Annotated in this window: 1 protein-coding gene; it reads left to right on the top strand. The window is 68.2% G+C overall.

The features are described 5' to 3' along the window. Positions 1-76 precede the first annotated feature (76 nt). On the top strand, positions 77-346 hold a 270-nt coding region (locus NFX52_RS30525; protein ID WP_252636029.1), incomplete at its 3' end, for a DUF4913 domain-containing protein.

The raw sequence follows: 346 nt of genomic DNA, 5'->3' as shown, positions 1-346 counted from the left end.
AGGCGTCCCAGCAGCGTGGCCGGCGGCCGCGCGGCGGCCAGGGTGCCGAGCAGGAGCGCCAGGAGGTGCTTTCCCGGTGACGCTCACGATGGAATACAGCGAGCCCGAGGAAGTCCCGGCCAAGCCGGCGAAGAAGACCGTGTTCGCCAACACGGAGCACTGGGTCACAGAGTGGCTGCTGCCCCACTACCGGAGCAATCCCAAGGCCGTGCGCTGGGACCCGCAATGGTGGCGGCATGAGGAGGTCGGCGCGGTGCTGGAGGCGATGTGGGGATCGTGGGAGAGCGCGCGCAGGACCAAAGACGCCACGGTGATGCTCGAGTGGTTCCGTGATGTGTTCTACCCG

The sequence above is a fragment of the Acidovorax facilis genome, from assembly GCF_023913775.1.
Taxonomy (GTDB): domain Bacteria; phylum Pseudomonadota; class Gammaproteobacteria; order Burkholderiales; family Burkholderiaceae_C; genus Acidovorax; species Acidovorax facilis.
This window is presented reverse-complemented; position numbering and strand designations above follow the sequence as displayed.